A 4932-nucleotide genomic window follows, 5' to 3' on the forward strand; every position below is an offset into this window, starting at 1 on the left:
CCCGCCTGCCCGACGTCGAGGGCGACAACCCCAAACGCCAGAAGTTCAAGCGCTGCCCGATCCATTGGCCGACAGGCGGGTTCTTCCACATCCGCTGCCCTCTCGTGGTTTGCCTGCAAACCACGAGAGGGGACATCGCTGAGATGCAGACCGCTGAAGGCAAGCTCTCGCTCTTCGTCGGCATCGACCGGACAGCCAAGTTCGCCGTCGCGCAACGCGTTGCAACGGCTGACAGACGCACCGCCTGGGAGTTCGTGCACACATGCTCAAGTCGTGCCCTATCAGGTTCATACCATTCTCCCCGATCGAGCCATTGGAAGCGCCACGGGTTCAAGCCCAATGGCGAGGGGCATCCCGTTCGCCGAGCAACCCCGGAACCGCAATACGATCTACTCCCGGCCAATGCGCTTCGACATGATCTGCGAGGCCAACGGGATTGAACACAGGCTGACGAAACCCAACCACCCATGGACGAACGGCCAAGTCGAGCGAATGCTTCTCGGTGTTTGACGGCAAACAGCTGTCAGCCAACCGAACCGCACGATCAAGGACGCGACGATCAAGCGCTTCCACTACGACAGCCACGACCAGTTGCGAATACATCTCGCCGACTTCCTGGCAGCCTACAACTTCGCCCGACAGCACAAGACGCTGAACGGCCTCAGGCCCTACGCATACATCTGCAAAATCTGGACATCAGAGCCAGATCGATTCATCCTAAACCCGATCCACCGGATGCCGGGACTGAATACCTAGCGGCATTGTCCGTCATAAGCGAGAATGGAGGACAAAATGTTCAGCGCATGGAAGCTAGAAAAGGCAACAGCAACCTTGGTCGACGAGGCGCAGGCCCTTGCGGACAAGCTGGCACAGGCGAAACCACATATCGTTGAAAGTCATGCAGCGGCGGCGCGTTTCTGGGCAGCGTCCTACCTTTCCGCTGGGCAAAACTTGCAAGAATTGATCGACTGGCCATCCGCGTCTGTTGCGCGTTTTGCCAGTGCTGCGCAGGCAAAAGTCACCACCCTGCGGAAGAAGCGTGAGTATGAAAGTAGCGACGGGCTGGCGATTTGGCTTCACACGGCACGCGCCGTGACAGAGCCGCGGATCGCGCCCGCCGTTCGTGATATATGGCAGCAGCTTTTGGCTGCGGGGCCCAACGCCGATTCAATGGCACAAGATCTATTGCAGGATGCAGCCCTGCCTCTTGATGAGGGTTGCCGTATTCCCAAAGGGTTCAACATCCAAGATGAAGGTCTTGGGTCTACCTGATACGGCACTGCAGAGCATCTATGTGTGCGGTGCCATCGACGAATAAGCTGATAATGGAGTTCTCCGTGATCCTAGGGCGCAAGCCGTTATCACCGGTCGGCTTGTGCGCGTGCGTAATAGGATCGAACGCCACGGCCCGGTCGTGCACCTGATCGCCGAGCATGGGGAAGATATCTCGACCAACCGACGGCTTTGGGTCGATCATGCCTAAAGACCCGTGGTCGACGTAAAGGGCGGAACGCTGTCATTTGCTGACGCCTCGTTGCCTATGCAAAAGTTTTGATAACGCTGCCGTGCGGCAAAGCGGGCTACCCAAGGCAATCGTGATATCGGCAATGTTGACGACTCGGGCGCAGATCACTTAGCTTGGATGGGGGAGTACAAGCTGATGTGCCAGATCTTCGCCGGGCAAAGCCCTGCTCGCTACGAGTCCGTCACCCGCCGTTTGCGGCTGAACGGCCAGTCTACCAGTATCCGGTTGGAGCGTGCGTTCTGGCGGATATTGGACGCGATGGCAGACAAAGAAGGTCTGACCACGCCCGCCTTGTTGTCGAAACTTCATTCCGAAGTGCTGCAACAACATGGCGAGGCACCAAACTTTACCTCTTTCCTGCGCTGTGCCTGCACCATTCATCTGGGCGAACTAGATCAGATGCCCGATCAGGTTCAGCCCCGGTTTGCAGCGGAATAGCAATAAAATTGCGCTGTAGTAGAGGGCTACTACCCTACGCATAAATTGGTTCAGTAATCTTACCAAAACCGGGATGGTTGAGGAGGGATTATGGCCAAGGCGATACATTCTATGATCCGTGTGCTGCGGGAAGCGCGCTCTGTTGCTTTTTACCAGACGGCTTTTGGGCTTTCGGTAGCGGATCGCCTCGATTTTACGGGCTTCACATTGATCTACATGTCCAATCCCGAGAGCGGGTTTGAGGTGGAACTGACGGTCAACAAAGACCGCACCGAGCCTTACAATCTGGGCGATGGCTATGGGCATTTGGCCGTGTCGGTGGATGATCTTGACGCAGAACACGCTCGGTTAACGGCGGCAGGTCTGGCGCCGCGCAAGCTTGTGGATTTCAAAAACGGCGATGTGCTGGTGGCGCGGTTCTTCTTTATCGCCGACCCGGACGGCTACCAGATCGAAGTTTTGCAGCGCGGCGGCAGGTATCTCTGACGCGCTAACGCAAGGCTGCGGGGGGAGTTCGCAGCCATTACGCACTCAAGGGAGGATGACATGAAGCAAGATCAACTTAAGGGCATCACGCGGCGCGCGCTGCTGTCGCGCTCCATCGCAACATGGGCGCTGGCGGTATCGGGGGCGGGCTTTATCGCGGCACCTGATGCGGCTTGGGCGCTGGAGGTTGCGGTGATCACGCCGGATCAAATGGCGACGCTGCTGCAAATGGCGCGCGATATCTATCCGCATGACAAGGTGGCCGACCAATACTATGCGGTCGCCGTCAAAGGCTATGACGCCGAAGACAGCAAAGACATGATCGCCGCCGGGATTGCCGAGTTGGACGCGGCGGCGGTGGCGCAGGGTCACGCCTCATATCTGGCGATCGGTTGGGAAAAGGACCGGGTGAAGGTTCTGCAAGCCATCGAGAATGGTGCGTTCTTCCAGAAGATCCGGGGTGGTCTGGTGACTGGGCTTTATAACCAGAAAGAGATCTGGCCGATCTTTGGCTATGAGGGCGAGTCCTTCAGCAAGGGCGGCTATATCGACCGCGGCTTCGACGACATTGCTTGGTTGTAAAGGGAGGACGAACACATGGTAGCGAAATTTGATCTGAACGACGATTCCGTGGTCGTCATCATCGGCACCGGCGCAGGCGGTGGCGTTCTGGCCAACGAATTGGCGCAAAAGGGCGTCAAGGTGGTGGCGCTAGAGGCAGGCGGGCGCTATTTGCCCGAGGATTATCTGAACGACGAATGGGCCAGCTTTGGTCAGTTGGCGTGGACCGATACCCGCACTACCAGCGGCGATTGGCGGGTGGCGAAGGATTTCTCGGGCCTTCCGGCATGGATCGTCAAAGCGGTTGGCGGCACCACAACGCACTGGGCAGGCGCGTCTTTGCGGTTTCAGGACCACGAGTGGAAAGCACTGACCAACTACGGCAAGGTCGAGGGCGCGAACTTGCTCGACTGGCCGATTGATGGCGCCGAGATGGCACCGTGGTATGACAAGGCCGAAGAAAAGCTGGGCGTGACACGCACTGGCAATCGCCCCGGCCTGCCGGGCAACAACAACTACAAAGTGTTCGAAAAAGGTGCCACGGCGATTGGCTACACCAAAGTCCACACCGGGCGGATGGCGATCCAATCCTCGGATGAAACCGGCAACCGTGTGGCTTGCCAGCAAACCGGGTTCTGCTTTCAGGGCTGCAAATGGGGCGCGAAATGGTCCGCCGCTTATACCGACATTCCTGAAGGCGAAGCGACTGGCAACTTGGAGGTCCGCGACCGCAGCCATGTCGCCAAGATCCTGCATGACGCGGCGGGCAAGGTGACGGCGGTTGAATACTATGACAAGGACGGCACCTTGCAGACCCAAAAGGCGCGGATCATTTGCGTCGCGGGCAATACGATTGAAAGCCCGCGACTGCTGCTGAACTCTGCCTCGGATATGTTCCCGAACGGGCTTGCCAACTCCTCCGATCAGGTCGGGCGCAATTACATGCGGCATGTCACAGGCTCGGTCTACGGCGTGTTCGACAAGCCGGTGCGGATGTGGCGCGGCACCACAATGGCAGGCATCATGCAGGACGAGGCGCATCACGCCCCGGAACGCGGCTTTGTCGGCGGGTATGAGCTGGAAACCCTCAGCCTTGGTCTGCCGTTCATGGCGGCCTTCCTTGATCCGGGCGCTTGGGGGCGTGAATTTACCTCGGGCTTGGACAGCTACGAAAACATGGCCGGGTTGTGGATTGTCGGCGAAGATCTGCCGCAAGAAACCAACCGCGTCACCCTGTCTGCGGAAGCCAAGGATCAGTTTGGCCTGCCCGCGCCCAATGTAAATTATTCCGATCACCCGAATGATGTGGCCATGCGCAACCATGCCTACGAGCGTGGTGTGGCGATGTATGAGGCGGTTGGGGCCACGCGGGCCTTCCCGACGCCGCCCTATCCATCCACCCACAACCTTGGCACCAACCGGATGTCGGAAGACCCGAAACTGGGCGTGGTCAACAAATGGGGCCAGACCCATGACATCGCCAACCTGTTCATCTCGGACGGCAGCCAGTTCACCACTGGCGCTGCGGAAAACCCGACGCTGACCATAGTGGCGCTGGCGATCCGTCAGGCAGACCATATCGCCAGCGAGATGGCTGCGGGCACGATCTGATGCAAGCTGCGCGCGGGATCCCCGCGCGCATTTTTTAAGGCCCCGGCGTATTCGCCGGACTTGCCAGTGGAGATGCCGTAACGGGGCCTGCGTCGCGACCCGCCCGTTACGGTTGCAGAATCGCGGGCAAGCTGGCGCCATTCCCGTATCGGATCCACAGGGAGGAGTGCGGGATGAAGCTGTTTGTCGGACTGGATGTGTCGCTGGAGAAGACCGCGATCTGCGTGATCAGCGAGCATGGGAAGATCGTGAAGGAGGCGCAGGTGGCGCGCGAACCCGAGACGCTGTTGCGTTGGATCAACGATCAGGAC

At 58.9% G+C, this 4932-nt stretch carries 5 protein-coding genes and 2 pseudogenes; all 7 read left to right on the forward strand.

Annotation, left to right across the window (positions count from 1 at the left end):
* Positions 1-756 (forward strand): annotated as a pseudogene (locus tag AKV04_RS27770) (integrase core domain-containing protein); the annotation flags it as partial.
* 24 nt (positions 757-780) lie between these two features.
* Entirely contained in the window at positions 781-1272 is a 492-nt protein-coding gene (locus tag AKV04_RS03650) for a hypothetical protein (protein WP_054005125.1), read from the forward strand.
* A 388-nt stretch (positions 1273-1660) separates the two neighbouring features.
* Positions 1661-1963 carry a ribbon-helix-helix domain-containing protein gene (locus AKV04_RS03655; protein WP_082351503.1) on the forward strand — a complete coding sequence of 101 codons (303 nt, stop codon included), beginning with the start codon at positions 1661-1663 and terminating at the stop codon, positions 1961-1963.
* 90 nt (positions 1964-2053) lie between these two features.
* Positions 2054-2449 (forward strand): VOC family protein, encoded by a 396-nt coding sequence (locus AKV04_RS03660; protein WP_054005127.1) that lies wholly within the window; start codon positions 2054-2056, stop codon positions 2447-2449.
* Between the two features lie 60 nt (positions 2450-2509).
* Positions 2510-3031, forward strand: coding sequence for a twin-arginine translocation pathway signal (locus AKV04_RS03665; RefSeq protein ID WP_054005128.1), 522 nt, complete (start codon positions 2510-2512; stop codon positions 3029-3031).
* 15 nt (positions 3032-3046) lie between these two features.
* Positions 3047-4621 (forward strand): GMC family oxidoreductase, encoded by a 1575-nt coding sequence (locus AKV04_RS03670; RefSeq protein WP_054005129.1) that lies wholly within the window; start codon positions 3047-3049, stop codon positions 4619-4621.
* A gap of 173 nt (positions 4622-4794) precedes the next feature.
* Positions 4795-4932, forward strand: a pseudogene (locus AKV04_RS27975) (IS110 family transposase); the annotation flags it as partial.

The sequence above is a fragment of the Cypionkella psychrotolerans genome, from assembly GCF_001294535.1.
In the GTDB taxonomy this organism is placed as follows: domain Bacteria; phylum Pseudomonadota; class Alphaproteobacteria; order Rhodobacterales; family Rhodobacteraceae; genus Cypionkella; species Cypionkella psychrotolerans.

Coding starts and splice junctions, on each gene's coding strand:
- AKV04_RS03650 (WP_054005125.1), top strand. CDS start 781: ATGGAGGACAAAATGTTCAGCGCATGGAAGCTAGAAAAGGCAACAGCA.
- AKV04_RS03655 (WP_082351503.1), top strand. CDS start 1,661: ATGTGCCAGATCTTCGCCGGGCAAAGCCCTGCTCGCTACGAGTCCGTC.
- AKV04_RS03660 (WP_054005127.1), top strand. CDS start 2,054: ATGGCCAAGGCGATACATTCTATGATCCGTGTGCTGCGGGAAGCGCGC.
- AKV04_RS03665 (WP_054005128.1), top strand. CDS start 2,510: ATGAAGCAAGATCAACTTAAGGGCATCACGCGGCGCGCGCTGCTGTCG.
- AKV04_RS03670 (WP_054005129.1), top strand. CDS start 3,047: ATGGTAGCGAAATTTGATCTGAACGACGATTCCGTGGTCGTCATCATC.